This is a genomic window from Pseudomonas sp. 25 R 14 (assembly GCF_900004755.1).
Taxonomy (GTDB): domain Bacteria; phylum Pseudomonadota; class Gammaproteobacteria; order Pseudomonadales; family Pseudomonadaceae; genus Aquipseudomonas; species Aquipseudomonas brenneri.
The window spans coordinates 85,338-102,915 of sequence record NZ_CVTS01000031.1; the positions used below are offsets into that span (position 1 = coordinate 85,338).

General features: G+C 57.5%; 2 protein-coding genes. Both read left to right on the top strand.

Going from position 1 to position 17,578, the window contains the following annotated elements:
* Window positions 1–18 precede the first annotated feature (18 nt).
* On the top strand, window positions 19–16,962 hold the full coding sequence (locus tag BFQ03_RS07550) for a hemagglutinin repeat-containing protein (protein WP_239695225.1): 16,944 nt from the start codon (window positions 19–21) through the stop codon (window positions 16,960–16,962).
* Between the two features lie 6 nt (window positions 16,963–16,968).
* Window positions 16,969–17,388: an outer membrane protein assembly factor BamE gene (locus tag BFQ03_RS29660; RefSeq protein ID WP_139115656.1), complete on the top strand. Its 420-nt coding sequence runs from the start codon at window positions 16,969–16,971 to the stop codon at window positions 17,386–17,388.
* The last annotated feature ends 190 nt before the right edge of the window (window positions 17,389–17,578 follow it).

A 17,578-nucleotide genomic window follows, 5' to 3' on the forward strand; every position in this document is an offset into this window, starting at 1 on the left:
TGGGCATCGAGACATGACATGGATGTACGCCAGTTCGCCTTCCTCGCGCGCCAGCCTTCTGCTGCGGTAAAAAGCCGTTCCCATTTCCTGGGGCTGCCTAAACGCGGATTGGCATTGATCCTGGCCAACGCCATGTTCTGGCAACCGTTGTTGGCCCAGGCGGACGGTATTGTGGTGAATGCCCCGGGTACTACGCTCGGGCAAGCGGGTAACGGTGTACCCATCGTCAACATAGCCACGCCCAACGCCAATGGTCTTTCGCACAACCAGTTCCATGACTACAACGTCGGTGCCAACGGGGTCATCCTCAACAACGCCACCGACCGCACCCAGTCCACGCAACTGGGTGGCATCATCGTCGGCAACCCCAATCTCAACGGCGCCGCTGCCAATATCATCCTCAACGAAGTCAACGGCGGCAGCCCCAGCCAATTGCGTGGCTACACCGAAGTGGCCGGGCAATCGGCGCATGTGATCGTCGCCAACCCCTATGGCATCAGCTGTAACGGTTGCGGCTTTATCAACACCCCGCAAGCGACACTCACTACCGGTAAAGCCGTGATCGAAAACGGCCAGATCAATCGTTACCAGGTTGATCAGGGCAGTGTGGCTATCGAAGGCGCTGGCCTGAATGCCAGCAACGTCGACCAGTTCGAAATCATCACCCGTGCCACCACCATCAATGCGCAGATTCAGGCGAAAAAACTCACAATCGTCGCTGGTCGTAACGACGTCGACGCTCGCACCCTGAATGCCACGGCGCGGGCGGCGGATGGCAGCCAGGCGCCGGATCTGGCGATTGATTCGTCGGCGCTGGGCGGCATGTATGTGGGCGCGGTCAAGCTGATTGGTACTGAAGCCGGTGTCGGCGTGAAATTGTCGGGAGATATGGTCGCGGGCGGCGATATTCAGATCGATGGCGGTGGCAATGTGGTCATGGGCCTGACAACCGCGGGCGGTGCTGTCAATGTGAAGGCCCAGAGCGTCGAAACTCAGGGGCTGGTCGCCGCAGGCGGTTCCCTGAACATGAAAACTCAGGGCGATCTGACCAACCAAAAAAACTTGGTTGCTCGTGATCGTGTGCAGCTACAAAGCGGTGGTGCGTTGACCAACAACGGCATCATCGAAGCGGGTGTCAATGTTGACCAGACACGCAATGTTCAGGGTGATGTTCAGGTCTCAGCCGGGCAGTTGAACAACAACGGCAAGACACTCGTTGCCAGCCGCGATCTTTCAGTCAATGTCGCTGGAGCTCTGAATAATCAGGGCGGCACCCTGAGTGCACAAAACCAGCTCAAGGTCAGTGCCGCAACACTGGATAACCAACAGCAAGGTCGCGTGTTGAGTGCCGCAAGTATTGAGCTGAATACCGCACGGCTGCTCAATTCCAACGCAGGCTTGGTGGTCGGCGACCGAGGCCTGAGCGGGAGCGTCGGGCAGTTGGTTAATCGTAAGGGTGAGCTCTCAAGCCTGGCTGAAGTCACCTTGCAGGTGGAGAGTCTGGACAACGTCGCTGGCCTGATATCTGCCGGCCAGGCGCTACGCTTGACCGCAAGTAGCATGGCCAATAATCAAGGTGGTCGCCTGGTTGCCGGGCAGCATCTGCAGATTAACGCCGGGCAACTGGACAACAGCCAGTCAGGCGTCCTGACCAGTCAGGGCGACCTGGGGCTGAATATTGCCGGTACGTTGGAGAATCAACAGCAGGGCCGAATCGAGTCTGGTACTGCCGCACAGGTCAGTGCCGGAACTTTCAACAACCAGCAACAGGGTGTACTCGTCAGTGGCGGCGCCCTGGAACTGGCGACCGGCTCGCTCAATAACAGCCAAGGTGGATCAATCTCCAGCGCCAAGGCTCTCAATGCCCGTGTCACCAGCCTCGACCAGCATGAGCAAGGGCGCATTTCCAGCAATAGCGACGTAACCCTGGACCTGGGCAACGGCCACCTCGACAACCGCGATGCAGGCTTGATCAATGCCAGTGGCCAACTGACGTTGAAAAATCTCAATAGTGTCGACAACCGCAGCGGCGAAATTTCCAGTGCCTATGGTTTTACTGTCGCGGCAAACAGCCTCGACAACCGCGCAGGCAAGCTGCTCAGTGACCAGGCCTTGGGCCTGCGTATCGCCCAGACGCTGAACAATGGTGCCGGTCAGATTGCAGCCAGCGGGCTGGATATTGACGTTGCCAGTTTGATCAACGACCAACGCGGTCGAGTTCACAGTCGTGAGCGGCTTAACGCCAGGGTGGGTGGTTTGCTCGCCAATCAAAGCGGGAGTTTCAGTGCCGACGCAGGCGCACAGTTGACCGTGGGAAGCCTGGACAACAGCAATGGCGGCCAACTTTTCAGCCAACGCGATTTGAGCCTGAACCTCAATCGGGGTCACCTGAACAACCAGGGTGGCTTGATCAATTCCCCAGGCCAGTTGTTGTTGACTCAACTTAACAGCGTCGATAACCAGGGCGGCGAAATCTCCAGCGCCCAAGCCTTCGATCTGAATGCGGATCAACTCAATAACAGCGCCGGCAAGTTGCTCAGCGAGCAAGCCTTGAGTGTTCGCATTGCCCGCGCCCTGGACAACACCAAAGGTGCGTTGACCGCAAAGGCCCTGGATGTAAGGGCTGGAACGCTGATTAACCAGTCCGGTCGACTCGCTGCGGTGGATAGCGTCAATTTGCAAGTCGATGGCGAACTCGATAACCGCAGCGCAAAGGTTCTGGGCAAAAATCTTGTGCTTGGCGTTGGGACGCTCAATAACGACCAGGGCCTGGTACAGGGTGATTCGACGTTGCTGCTCCAAGCGGGCGGCGCGGTCAGCAACCAGGCAGGCACGTTGGCCGCTGGGCACAGCGTGACGCTCAACAGCGCCAGTCTGGATAACCGCAAAGGTAACTTGACCAGCGACGGTGCGCTGACGGCAGGGATTGCGGGCAGCCTGCTCAACCAAGCGGGGCTTTTGAGTGCCGGCACTGACCTGCAGTTGAATGCCACCGACCTGAACAACTCGCTCAAGGGTCGCATTGCCGCTCAGCAGGTACAGCTCACGGGGCAAGGGTTGGATAACAGTGCAGGCGGTAGTCTGTATGCCAAAGGTCAATTGGGTGTGGCCCTCGGCGGCCAGTTTAACAACGCCCAAGGCACACTGCGCAGCGATGATCGTTTGACCATCAACGCCTCCGGTTTAACCAATGATGACGCAACACTCTCCAGTGCCAGCGACCTGAAGATTACGACCGGCAAGCTGAGCAACCAGGGCGGGCGCCTTAGCAGCGCGACCCAGTTGGGTATGACGGTTACCGCGCTGGACAACAGCCGCAAGGGGCAGGTCTCCAGCCAAGCCGATGTAAGCCTGGACCTGCAAGGTGGCCATCTCAACAATAGTTCTGGTCTGATCAATGCCCCAGGGAAATTGCTGCTCAAGCAACTGGGCAGCGTTGATAACCAGAGCGGTGAAATTTCCAGTGCGCGCGCCTTTGAGTTGGCGGCGACGGCCTTGAATACGACGGACGGCAAGATACTCAGCCAGCAAGCCCTGACCTTGCGCATTGCTCAAGCGCTGGACAACACCCGCGGCTTGATTTCCGCCGCGGCCTTGCAGGTAAACAGCGCCAGTCTGGGCAACCAGGGCGGCAAGCTGAGTGCCGTTTCCGACCTGAACCTCGGCGTAGACGGTGTGCTGGACAACCGCAACGGTGAATTGCTGGGTCAGCACTCGACAGTCGAAGTGGCTGCGCTGGACAACAGTCAGGGGCGCATCCAGGGCGATAACCGCTTGACTTTGACCAGCCACGGCGCGGTCAACAATGACAAAGGCACGCTAGCTGCCGGTCAGACGCTGACGGTCAATGCTGCCAGCCTGGACAACCAGTCCAAGGGCCGTCTGACCAGCAAGGGTGACGCGCACCTGGTGGTGGGGAGTGTGGATAACCGCGGCGGCAGCATCACCTCGGTCGGGCAGTTGCAGGTCACGGGCGACCAGTTGGATAACCGTCAGGCCGGGTTGCTTAACTCGGGCAAGGCCATGAACCTGTCCATCGGCAAGCTGGACAACCAAGGGGGTGAAGTTTCCAGCGTTACCGAACTGACGATGACCGGCCGCGAACTGGACAACAGCAATGCCGGTCGCGTACTGGCCAATAGCACGCTCCAGTTGACGCTCGACAGGCTGAACAACCAGCTCAAGGGCCTGATTTCTGCGCAACAGGATGTCAACCTCAAGGCAACCAGCCTGGACAACAGCGCCCAAGGCAGTCTCTACGCCAAACGCAACCTGGATATGACCCTGACCGAACAGGCTGACAACAGCCAAGGCGTAATGCGCAGCGACGCCGCCTTGCAATTGCGCGCTGCCAGCGTGGCCAACAACGGCGGACGCATCAGCAGCGGCGGGGCACTCTTGTTGACCGCAGCCAATGCGATCAGTAACCAGAACGGTGATGTGCTCAGCGCGGATACCACGACGGTGAAAGCTGGCAGTGTCGACAACAGCGCAGGGCGTATTGTTGCTGATGGTGCATTGCAACTGACTACCGGCGTATTGCTCAACCAGCGCCAGGGCCGTGTCACCAGCGCTGATCGCCTCGACCTGATCGCGACCGACGTCGACAACCGCTTCGAGGGCCGCATCGCCAGTGACCAGGCGCTCAACGCCAATATCACCAGCCTGGACCAGCGCGGTGCTGGCGAACTTTACAGCAACAGCGAACTGACCCTGGACATGAACCATGGGCACTTGAACAACGCCGATGGTTTTATCAACGCGCCGGGGCGGTTGTTGCTCAAAAACCTGAAAGGTGTCGACAACCGTAACGGCGAAATTTCCAGCACGAAGGCCTTTACCGTGAGTGCCGACAGCCTGGATAACAGCGCCGGCAATTTACTCAGCGACCAAGGCTTGACCCTCAAAATCGAACAGGCCCTGCTCAACGTCAAGGGGCTGATTTCAGCCGCCGGCGTTGGGCTTGATGCCTCGCGCCTGGATAACCGCGAAGGCAAAGTCAGCAGCTCCGTAGGCGCGCGTCTGGCGGTCAAAGAAGATCTGCTTAACGACCAGGGCGAAATCGTCAGCACAGGCCACACGCAGTTGAATGCGGCAAGCTTGAGCAATGCCGCAGGGCAAGTGCTCGGTGATGTCAGCCTGGACGTGAAGGTCAAGGGTGCTTTGAATAATCAGGCCGGCACACTCGGTGCCGGTACCGCGCTGGACGTACGCGCGGCAAGCCTGGATAACCGCCAGGCGGGGAAATTGGCGAGTGACGGCCGGCTCAGCGCAACGATTGACGGGCTACTGGACAACCAGGCAAAAGGGCAGGTGTTGGCCAAGGGCGCGATGGAACTGCGTGCCGGCCGTCTGGATAACCGCGAAGGGCGGCTAACCGGGCAGGACCTGTTGACGCTGCACAGTGCGAATGTCGACAACCGCAGCGGTGTGATCCTTTCCCAGAAGGACCTTCAACTCAATGTGGCTGAAGTGGACAATCAGCAAGGCTCACTCAGCAGCAAGGCGGACTTGAGTTTCGCCGGGCAACAGTTGCGCAACCAGAAGGGCCTGGTGAGTGCCGTCGGGCCCCTGCGACTGACTGCCGACAATGTGCAAAACGCGGCTGGCCGCATCGCCAGTCAGAGTGATCTGCAGGCAACCATCGGCGTACTGGCCCAACAGGGCGGTGAGCTGGTTGCCCAGAACGAGCTGAGCCTGAGTGGGACTTCCCTGGACAATCGCGATGGCGGTCTGGTAGGCGCTACAAAAGCGCTGAAACTGACGGTCGACACCGTTGATAACCGCGCGGGCGAGATCTCCAGCCAGAGCAGTGTCGACTTCAAGGGACAGCGCCTGGATAACAGCGCAGGCAAACTGATGGCAGGTACGGCGCTGGAATTGGCCGTGGCCCACGTGATCAACCAAGCCCAAGGTCTGGTATTTGCCCGAGACAACCGCTTCAACGGCGCGCGCCTGGACAACGGCCAAGGCCGCTTTGCCGGCCAGCAGTCACTCGATATTTCCCTGGCTGCCATTCCCGGCACTGAATTGGACGGGCGACTGGATAACCAGCAGGGCCAGGTCAGCAGCGAGGGCACGTTGCAACTGACCAGCGCGACCCTTAACAACAACGCCGGTGCACTCTCTTCGGCGGGTGCGCTTACCCTGGCTACCGGTGGTGCTATCACCAACCAGGGCGGCATCATGGAGACCGATGCCAGTCTCATCCTGACCAGCGCCAGCCTGGACAACGGCCCCAAAGGTCTGCTCAACAGCCGTGGTGCGCTGAGCCTGAGCACCGGAGTGCTTAACAACAATGGTCGTATCACCAGCGCCGATCGCCTGGACCTGGCAGCCACCCAGGTGGACAACAGCGGACGTATCGCCAGCAGCAAAAACCTGACCGCCGCGATCACCGGCCTGAGTCAACAGGGCGGTGAGCTATTCAGTAATACCCAGCTCGATCTTGACCTGAACCACGGCCAACTGAGCAATGTGGGCGGCTTGATCAATAGCCCGCTGCTGATGTTGAAAAACCTCGCCGATGTGAACAACCAGCGTGGCGAAATTTCCAGCCAGCACGCCTTCGTCCTGGCGGCTCGTAACCTGGATAACGCCGGCGGCAAGCTGATCAGCAACCAAGGCCTGACACTGCAGATTCAAGACGCCTTGGGCAACGCCAAAGGTGCGATCAGCGCAGCCTCCCTCAACGCCAACAGTGCCCGCTTGGACAACACTGATGGTTTGCTCAACAGTCGTGGCGTCATGGACGTCTCTGCCACCCAAGCACTTGATAACCAGCGCGGAACACTGATTGCCGACGGCGCCATGCGGCTGTCTTCCGCTCGGCTCGACAACCGTGAAGGTGACGTATCGGGCAAGGCATTGGTGACGGTTGATATCGATGAGGTCGATAACCGTGGCGGTCAACTCATCAGCACTACGGCAGTGGATGTGCGTGGTGCGTCCCTGGACAACCGCAAAGGCCTGGTTGGCGCCGATAAAGCGCTGAAACTGCGGGTCGATAGTATCGACAATCGTGGCGGCGAACTGTCGACTAACGCCGACCTGACCGTCACCGGGCAAACCCTGGATAACAGCGATGCTGGTCGTGTACTGGCCGGGCAATCATTGAACCTCACGCTCACCCAGCTGCTTAATCGCAACCAAGGCCATCTCAACACTCAGCGGCTGATGCTGAGCGCTCAGGACCTGGACAACAGCAACGGCAAACTGCTCGCCCAGCAGCTTCTGCAACTTGATCTCAAAGGTGAGCTCAATAACACTCAAGGCGTGCTCAACAGTGAAGGGCGCCTGGACGTCAGTGCAGCCAGCCTGGTCAACCGTCAGGGCCGAATTTCCAGTGCCCAGGCGTTGGATCTGGGTTTAACGGGTGGAGTGGACAACGAGGGCGGTGAGCTCGTGACTGACAGCACGCTGCACCTGCGCAGCGCTAGCTTGGGGAACCAGAAGGGCGTGCTCAGTGGCAAAGGGGCGGTCAGTGTAACCACTGGCGCGCTGGATAACACTGGGGGCCGTCTCACCAGTGGCGACACCTTGGAGCTGAAGGCGGGGCTAGTGAACAACAGCGCCGGCAACATCGGCAGCGCCCAGGCCCTGACGGCCAGCGTCAATGGGCTTGATCAACAAGGTGGCAAGCTGTTCAGTAACGCGGGCCTGACCCTAGGCCTGAACAATGGTCAGCTTAACAATCAGCAGGGCCTCATCAACGCGACCGGACCGCTGGTGCTCAGCCACCTCAATGGTGTGAACAACCAAGCGGGTGAAATCTCCAGTGGCCAGGCGTTCAATATCGTGGCGCGCAACCTGGATAACAGCAGTGGTCGAGTCCTCAGCAATCAGGGCCTGACCCTGCGTATCGACCAGGTACTCACCAACGTCAAGGGTTTGGTTGCAGGTGCGAGCCTGAGTGCTCAAGCGGCCGCCGTCGATAACAGCGGCGGTACGCTCACCAGTCGTGCTGACCTTGAATTGACCAGCACCGGGCTGCTGAGCAACGGGCAGCAAGGGTTGATCAACGCCGCGCAAGCACTGACAGTCAATGCGGGCAACCTCAATAACCAGGGCGGCAGCCTGCTTGGCACCAGCGCCCTGACAATCAATGCTTCGGCCTTGGACAACAGCGCCAAAGGCCTGATCAACAGCCAGGGTCGCCTGCAGTTGAATGCACAGGCCCTGGACGCCAGCGATGGCGGTGAGGTGTCCGCCAAGGGTGATATGGACCTTACGCTGACCTCCCTGGCACTGCGTGACGGCCGGCTGATTGGTGAGCAGCGCTTGACGGTGGACCTGTCCAACGGTGATCTGGATAACCGTAAAGGCCTTGTCTTCGCTAAAGGCCCGCTGACCTTGAAGCGCTTGCGCGACCTGCAAAACCAAGGCGGTGAAGTCTCCAGCCAAAGTGTCCTGAGCCTGGCGGCCCGTAACCTGGATAACAGTGCGGGTACGCTCATCAGCCAACAGACGCTCACTGTGCAGGCAGATGAAACTGTCAATCGAGGCGGCCTGATCTCAGGTTGGCAGGGTCTGAATCTGACCGGCACGCGCCTGGACAACCGTGACAAAGGCACGCTGTCCAGCCGCAACGGCGATCTTGATGTGCGCCTCAGTGGCAGCTTACTCAACAGTGGCGAAGGCGCGCTGGCCAGCCAAGGCCGCTTGAATGTCAGCGCCGCCAGTCTGGATAACAGCAACAAAGGTGTTATCTCCAGCGGCGCGCAGCAGACCTTGAGCGTGATTGGCGCATTGAACAACACCCAAGGTGGGTTGATCGACAGCGGTTCGACGCTGGATCTGAGCGCGGCCAACCTCGACAACAGTGCCGGCACTATCACGGCCCTGCGCAACCTGAATTTTCTGGGTGGCAACTTGCTCAATACCGGTGGGTCGCTGATGGGTAACGACCATCTGGTGCTCAACCTGCAAGGTCACCTTGGCAACGTCAACGGCAAGATTGCGGGTACCAGTTCGCTGGCGCTCAAGCAAGCTATTGAAGTGGATAACCGTGGTGGGCAACTCGCTAGCCAGGGAGCTCTGTCATTGGCCATGGGTGGTCTGAACAACAGCGAAGGCGGCACCGTTGCGTCCAAAGGTCGGCTAGCCATTGATGCCAGCGCTATTGTGCAAAACAACGCCGACGGCCTGATTTACAGTCAAGAAGGCGACCTGCAAATCAAAGCCTTTGGCCTGACCAACGCGCAGGGCAAATTGCAGGGGCAAAACGGTTTGCGTGTCGAGGTCAATAGCGACCTCGACAACCAAGGCGGCAATATCATCAGCCAGACCGGCGACGTGCACCTCAAGGCCGGCAACCTCGACAACCGCAGCGGTGTGCTCGCCAGTCTCAAGGGTGCCATCGAGGCCGGTGTGGTGGGTGTGCTTCGCAACGGTCATGACCTGAGCGGTAACCCCAAGGGCGGCTTGATTCAGGGCCAGAGCCTTCTGCTGACGGCTGGCCAGCTCGATAATCAGGGTGGTCACGTTGGCGCGCAGACGGGGAATGCGCTGCTGACCGCCGCAACCCTCAATAACCAGCAGGGCGCTTTGTACGCCAAAGCCCTCATGCGCATCAATGGCGGTAGCCTTGATAACAGCACCGGCCAGATTGCCGGTGACCAGATCGCGCTAGGCCTCAATGGCCAACTGACCAACCACAACGGCCTGATCGAAAGCACCAACAACCTGACCGTGGCCGCCAACGCCATCGATAACCAGGGCGGCAAGTTACGCGCGCTGGGTCGTACGGGCAAGACGGAGTTCCAGATCGGCGGTGTGTTCGACAACCGTAACGGCGCCGTGGAAACCGCCAACCAGGACTTGACCCTGGCGGCTACCAGCTTCCAGAACAACGGCGGCCAATTGCTGCATGTGGGTGAGGGCACGTTCGACATCTCGTTGCCCAACGTGACGGGTGCCGGGGGCACCATAGTCACTCGTGGCGGCCTGACCTTGAACGCGGACACCTGGACCAACACCAGCGTCATCCAGGCCGGGCGTTTGAACGTCAACGTCAATAGCTTCACCCAGACTGAGACCGGACAACTGCTGGCTTCGACGCACTTGGAAGGCAAGGGCGGCAGTTGGGTCAATAATGGCTTGATTGCCAGTGATGGCAGTTTAAAGCTCGACCTCACGGGCGTTTATAGCGGTAACGGGCGAATCACCAGCCAGAGCGGTCTCAACCTGCATGCGGCTCAGTTGGACCTCAGTAAGAGCGCCAAGATTACTGGCGGTGGCGATACCCTGGTCAACATTGATGGTCAATTGAACAACTATGGACGCTTGACCTCTGCGACCAATCTCAATCTCTCGGCAGGGGCGCTGAACAACTACGGGACGTTGGGTGGCGCTCAGAACGTGACAGTAACCAGCGATACCCTGTTGAACGATCATGGCTTGCTGTTCAGCGGCAATGACATGGCTTTGCACAGCAACACAATCACTAACCAGTACGGCGACATCTACAGCCTTGGGCAACTGGATGTGACCGGTCGAGATGGCGTGAGCAAAGCAGCCAGTCTCGAAAACGTATCCGGCAGCATTGAGTCCGGTCGTGATATGTCACTCAAGGTTGCCAGCCTGACTAACCGCCGGGATGAGTTCACCACAAAAGACACCGCCGGTAGCGGCGGGTCACTCACCAATATTTGTTGGGACTGCCGTGGCGATCACTATGTTGTCGATTTTGTCGGCACGGAGAACTATCAAAGTGAGCTGCTGAAGACATCGGCTACTTCGACTATCCAATCGACCGGGCGTATGGATATCGCCGCTGACACGCTGCTCAATGAATACAGTGTTGTTGCTGCCGGCGCTGACATGAACATCGCTGCGGATACGCTGACCAACAAAGGCGCTGCGTCTGGCTCCGGGACGCGTACCCGTACCTGGCGGATGGAAGCGACCGACGGTACTTTTTGGCGTTTCAAACGTAGCTTCATGGACCCCTACAACGCCCAGTCAGGACCAAAAAGCCTACCGGTTAGTGCGTTGTCAACGTTCAGGCTGATTGGCGATACCTTGGTATCGTCCGCCGGCGCGTCACTGGCACCGGCGATCATCCAAGCTGCAGGTACTGTGAACATCAGCGCTAGCAAGACCTTGATCAACAGCATTGAAACGTCCTTCACTGCCTTGTCCGCGCGCGCTCCGCGTAATGAGGACACTGGCGTCGCCAGTGGCCCAGCAACAGTGGTGGTGCAACTCGCTCCACAATTGCCACCGGACCTGGCACAGCAACAAGTCAACCCCCTGACATTACGCGGGTTCACCTTGCCCAACGGCACCCACGGTCTGTTCCGCCTCAGTAGCCAGGCGGGTGATGACACTCAAGCCACCCAAGCCGCCAGTGGCCCGCAGAGTTGGACCATGGGCGGTGCCACCCTCGGCCTTGCTCAGCGTCAGGACGCACAGCCGGCGCTTGAGACGCGCACCTTCGACTTGAAAAATGTGACTCAACAGGCCGCGACTACCCGCCAGTTGGACCCGACAGCACGTCAGGTCAGTGGCATCACTGCCACCAGCAGAACACTTAACGTTGCCGGGGCCGGCGATGTCGACAACGGCAGCGGTTGGACTCCCAGCCAGATCACCACAGGTGAAATCGCCCGGGGCGAGGGCATTAACGCCCAAAATCCGTCTACAGGCCCAACTCCGCCAGTGGCCAACGTCACAGGGCCAAGCGATCAGCCTGACTTGGCGCTGACTCAAAGGGATACACACATTCAGGTCGCCACGCCGGGCGAGCCGTCTCGACCGACGTTGGACATTCCTGGCGTGACGCCGGTTATGCCAGGCGTCCAGCCGGTGGTCAGCACACCCAATACACAAAACCTGGCCAGTGGCCCCACGCAAGTGGCATTGGTTGCCGCTCAGCCGCTTGATGCCGGTGCACATACCACAACGGTTGCCAGTCAGACCGTCAATCGTGTGCAGGGCTTTACGCCTACAGCACCGTCGTCCCAGCCGCACAAGTACCTGATCGAAACCAACCCGGTGCTCACGGACCTCAAGCAGTTCATGAGCTCCGACTATTTGCTCTCAGGGCTGGGTTACAACCCGGACGAAAGCGCCAAACGCCTGGGCGATGGCCTCTATGAGCAACGGTTGATCCAGCAGGCTGTGCAGGCGCGTACAGGACAGCGTTTTATCGGCGGTCAGAACACCGACGAGAAACTGTTCAAGTACCTGATGGACAATGCGATCCAGAGCAAACAGCAACTGAACCTGGCAGTGGGCGTGACCTTGACCTCGCAACAGGTCGCGGCACTGACCCATGACATCGTCTGGCTCGAACAGCACGAAGTGAACGGTGAGAAGGTGCTGGTGCCCGTGCTTTACATGGCCCAGGCCAACAATCGTCTTGCACCCAACGGTGCATTGATCGCCGGTAACGATCTGAATCTGATCACCGGCGAGAACCTGGAGAACGCCGGCACACTGCGCGCCACCAACAATCTATCGGCCAAAGCGGGTAATGACCTGATCAACAGCGGTTTGATCGAAGCCGGTAACCGCCTGGACCTGCTGGCGGGTAACAATATCGTCAACAAGTCCGGTGGCATCATCGTCGGACGCGACGTGACGCTCACCGCGATCAAGGGTGATGTGATCAACGAACGTGCCGTAACCCGAACCGGCAATGGAACCGCGGAGCGTCGCGACTATCTCGACAGTGCGTCACGCATCGAGGCTGCGAATGACCTGACAATGAATGCCGGCCGTGACGTGTCCAACACCGGTGGCGTGCTGAAAAGCGGGCGTGATACCACGCTTGTCGCTGGCCGTGATGTTCACATCGATGCGGTTGAACAACGCAATGGCTTGGATCTGGGCAACCGTCTACGCACCGAAACTGTGACGCAAAACGGTGCCAGTGTGGAGGCTGGCCGCGACTTCAACGTGTCGGCAGGGCGTGACTTCACCGCCATTGCCAGCCGCATCGAGGCCAAGCGTGACTTGAGCATTACGACGACCGAAAACTTGAGTATTTCGTCGGCCGCCGACGAACAGCATTCATCGAGCAAGTCCAAGAAGGTCACTCAGTCCAAGGATCACATCAGCCAGGTTTCCAGCGTGCTGACGGCCGGCGGCGACGTATCGCTCAATGCTGGTAAAGATCTGGAACTCACCGCCAGCCGGATTTCCGGTGGCGGCAACGTGGCCCTTGATGCACAACGCGATGTGAGCATCCTGTCGGCACTGGACGAAGACGCTTCGTTCTACTCGAAAAAGAGCAAAGGCTCATTCGGCCGCAGCAAAAGCCGACAGCAGGAAAGCTACGACAGCACCAACGTAGCCTCCGTCGTCGAAGCCGGCAAAGACCTGACCGTCAACGCCAGCAAGCAAGCCGATGGCGGCATGAGCATCGATGGCGGACGTGACGTCACTGTGATCGGCAGCCAGTTGAAAGCAGGCGGCGACATGTTGTTGGGTGCCACCGGTGACATCGCGGTGCTGTCGGGTGTCGAGGAGCATGGCTCCTACAGCAAGAAGATCAAGTCCGGGTTCCTGGGGCTTTCCAAAAGCGGCAAGAGTCAGTTGAAAACTACTGCCAGCCAAGTGGGCAGTGAGTTGGAGGCGGGCAATGACGTGGTGGTGGCGGCGGGTAATGATGTGCGGGTGCGGGCCAGTGAGATCAGTGCTGAAAACGATGTCGAGTTAAGGGCTGGGTTGGTCAAGGACACGGGTGACATCAACCTGATTTCTGCGAATGACACCGCTTATAGCCGTAGCGAGAAATACGAGAAGAAAACCGGCTCGATTTCGGGTGGGTTCATTGCGATTTCTTCAGCCAAGAAAGCTGGCCAGGAAGCCCAAAGCAGTACCAGTGTAGGTAGCCAGGTGGCGGCGGATCGTGATGCGAGCTTGCAAGCCGAGCGAGATATTAACTTGGTAGGCAGTGGCGTCAGTGCTGGACGTGATGTCAGTCTTAATGCGGGGCGCGATGTCAACGTCGTTGCGGCGCAAAACACCCAGAGCCAGCGGGATTGGGCCAAGTCGAAGCAGACGGGGGTTGGTGTTTCCAGTGATGGGAACGGCGTGAGTTTCTTCGCCGGTACTGAAGGCAGTTCGGAGAAGAATCGCATTGAGCGAGAAACTGCCGTCGGCAGCCAGGTAAGCGCCGGGCAAGATGTGGCGATCAACGCCAAGCGTGATATCAACCAGCGCGGCTCTGATGTGGGCGCTGCCAATGATATTGAGCTGACTGCGGGTAGAAATATCAATATCGATGCCGCGCGCGAAAGTGTGCTCACAGAGCAGATACGCGAGAAAGAGAGCAACGGCCTGGGTGTTTCGATCAACCATAACTATGCCAATACCAAGAACGCTGTCAGCGGAGCAGGGAAAGGCGAGGACAATGTCAGCAAAGGATCGAGCACACTGAAGGCCGTGGATTCGGTCAGCCAGTTTGTGAGCGGCCCGACGGGAGATGCCAAGTTCGGTAATAGCAAGCAGAGCACAAGTGAGCAAACCACAGAGGTTACGAACCGCTCATCGACACTGCAGGCGGGCAATGACATCACGCTGTCGGCAGGCAATGACGTCAACGTCAAAGGCAGTCGCTTGAATGCAGGGCGCGATATCAATATCAAGGGGCGCGACGTCACCCTTGATGTGGCCAAGGGCAGCGTCAGCCAGGAGAGCACCCAGACCCAAAGTTGGGGAGGGATCCATGGTGGAACCAGTGGCGGGTTTAAAGTCGGTATCGGCGGCAGTCACGGGGTAGCGAATGAGGACCGTAATCGCGAGTCCTCGGCAGCAATGGAGTTGGATGCTGGCCGCAACATAAAACTTGATGCCAGCAACAACCTGAACCTTGTGGGGACGCAAGCCAAAGCAGGTCGAGATATCGACTTGAAAGCGGGTAATGAACTTAACATTGGCTCCTCGCAGAACGCTTCCAGCAGCGAGAGCAACAGAAACAGTGCCGGAGGAGAAGTCGGCATTACGGTTGGGTCGGACGGCGTTGGCTTCTATGCCAGTGTCAGCCTGGGCAAGGGTAACCTGGACCGTGACGGCAAGGCACAGCAAGAGGCCTATCTCTATGCCGGCGATCGTCTTGGCTTCACCAGTGGCCGTGACACCAACATTACCGGTGCAACCCTGCGAGGTGATGAAGTTGTCGGTCGTGTCGGAGGGGACCTCAAAGTTGCCTCGATTGCTGATACTGGCAAGGTCAAGGGCAAAGAGTTCGATCTCAACGCTACCGTGACTATTGGCCCAGGCGCTGGAGTGAGCGGTTCGGTAGGGTTTGGTCAAACCAACGGAAAGACCAACTGGATTGAAGATCAGACCCGTATCACCGCCAAAGACAAGGTTGATATCCGCACTGAAAATAATACTCAGATTAACGGTGCACTGATTGCTTCCGACAGCGGCAAGCTCAAGCTGGATACCCGTACCCTGGGCTTCAGCGACATATCCGGGGAAGACAAGGAACATGGTTATTACCTGAACGTTGGCGGTACGTTCAAGGCCTCCCAGGAGCAAAATTCCACGACGACTGATGCCAGCCAGGTCGGCAAAGGCAAGGATGGCGAGACCAGCGGCAATATCAGCGGTTGGAAGTACGACAAAGAGCGAGAGCAAACCGTTCGTGCCACGGTGGGTGCGGGTGAAGTCATCGTTCGAAATGACGCAGAGACGGGGCGTGACTCGACCTCTGGCTTGAATCGCGATGTCGACAAGGCTTATGAGATCACACGTGATAAAGAGTCCCGGACTGATCTTTACGTCAGCAGTTCATCTGTCGAAGACATGCTCACACCCTACGAGACCGCCAAGCAATGGGGTAATGATCTTTACAACTACGACAAGACAGCCAAGGCGAATTGGGACGCGGCTAGTATTGGGGTGAATGCTGTCGTAAACAAAGTCGAGGCAGCCCTTGGTCGCAAGATTGACACAGGGGCGGTTGCCATAGCCGGCAAAGACCTGGCGGAAAGCACCCTTGAAGCGTTGATTCTGTCGGGCAAAAGCCGCAGTGCGGCTATGGATATGATGAAAGACCCTGAGTTCCAGGCAGGGGTGCTGAAAAAGCTAGATAGCATCATGCATATCAACGAAGGCGTTTTGAAAAAAACGCAGTCAGATGTTAACGCGATGATAAGCAAGTACGACTCCACGGTTGCTGGAACGATGGTGATCAAAGAGCCAGTCATCACAGTAGGCGAGGAAACGGCACTCATGGCCGCACTCGACCTCGCTGGGGACCTGCATCAGTATCAACTCGCTCATCCGGATAGCATGGAAGCGGTGGTGTATGTACTAGCGCTTGCACAAGGCCCCAAAGGTGTTCTTCAGTTAATCGCTGGGAAAATCGTTGACGAAACACCCCAGGGACAAAAGTTCTCCGAGCAGGTGGAGGCGTTTGAAACGAGGGTTGGCAAGGCGGTTGCTGAAAAGATGCTCGGGCTTTCTGAGCCTACTGACCTTCTAAAACCCGAGGACGACGGGGATCAGAAGTTTATCGGGGGAGGGAAGTTGCTCGTCAGTATCTTGTCGGGTGGGTTGCCTGGGTTACCTAAGAAGAGAGGTGACACGGCAGGAACCGTCAAGGATCGACCAGTTGACCACTTTAATGATAAAAAAGACCCTGAGATGATTTTGGGCGGGGCTCACAGAGACACGACTAAACCAGCCAATGACAAATTAGACTCCCATCATTGTCCGGCGAAAGGCTGTTATGTCGGTGCCCCGATAAGTTCAAAGGACGGCCCTGCTATAAAAATGGACCCCAAGGATCATGCGGATACGGCTAGCCATGGGCGTTCGGATGAGGCAAAAGCCTATCGTGCAAAGCAGGAGGAGTTGCTAGCCCAAGGAAAGCTGAAGGAGGCAATCCAAATGGACGTGGATGATATAAGAGGCAAATTTGGAAATAAGTATGATGCCGCTATAAAACAAATGTTGGATTATGCAGATACTTTGAATCCTGATGAATTCAAGAAAAGGTAAGGTTTTATGATTTTTGATTATTTGATGACTGGCTCAATTGGTCCCATACGCGTTGGTATGCCGAGAGAGGAAGTTCGCGCCTGTTTAGGTGGAGAGTTAAGAACGTTCAAAAAAACGTCTTTGTCGTCAAATACGCTGGATGCTTTTGATCATCACTCTGTGCACGTTTATTATGACGATGGTGATCTTGTAAAAGGTGTAGAGTTTTTTTCGGTTGAGAATTTTTCTTGGCATGGAAAAAAAATCGTAGGTGAAAGTTATGCTGAGCTGAAGAAGTGTTTGGCTCAGCATGGTGTGGTTTTTTCTTCAGATGATTGTGGTGTTGACGTGGATGGACTTGGGATGGGATTTTACATTCCGGATATAAGTGATGAAGGGGAGTTTGCATTAGTTAAAAGTGTATACATTGATTTGTCTGTAGGCTAAGCGTACGGCGCCGAAGTAGAAGTCAGAGAGGTCTCCATAAATTTGCCTGTTCTTCATGTGCTCCTTTTTTGAAAGATATAGAGGGGGTCGATAGAGAAAACGGATAAAATCCGTCGGTTAGCATTCGGCTTGATAGGTCAAGGCCATAGATATTTGTAACGGCCTGCAAACGAAAACACTTCGACCTGCA